This is a genomic window from Motilimonas sp. 1_MG-2023 (assembly GCF_030547455.1).
Lineage (GTDB): Bacteria > Pseudomonadota > Gammaproteobacteria > Enterobacterales > CBDFNC01 > Motilimonas.
Map to the genome: position 1 here is coordinate 1 of NZ_JAUOPX010000130.1, position 368 is coordinate 368.

The following is a 368-nucleotide window of genomic DNA, read 5'->3' on the forward strand; positions in this document are numbered from 1 at the left end:
GCTAACCAATCACCCACCAATAATGGCAAAGCGAATAATTGCTGCCAGCGATAGGCCACCTCAGCATCAGTTAAGTCGCGGTTACGCTTGGTATCAATATGCAAAATCAGGTGGTAATGATTGCTCATAATGGCATAGGCACAAATATTGATGGTGAAGATGCTAGCTAGTTGCTTTACCTTATCCACCACCCAAGGCTTGCGGTGCTCGTAACTTTGCTGCGTATAGTGGTCAACGCCACACAGAAAAGCGCGGCGTACACAGCGGCTAGTAACATGATAATAAGGGGTCGATTCTGGGCAAATAAGCTGCTTGCGCGGTAGTGTCATAACCTTTATCCAGCTTGATAGATGGTCACTTAACTATGG

General features: G+C 46.5%; 1 pseudogene. It reads right to left on the bottom strand.

Annotated features, from left to right (window positions below):
* Positions 1-329 (bottom strand): annotated as a pseudogene (locus Q4519_RS21755) (hypothetical protein); the annotation flags it as partial.
* Positions 330-368 lie beyond the last annotated feature (39 nt).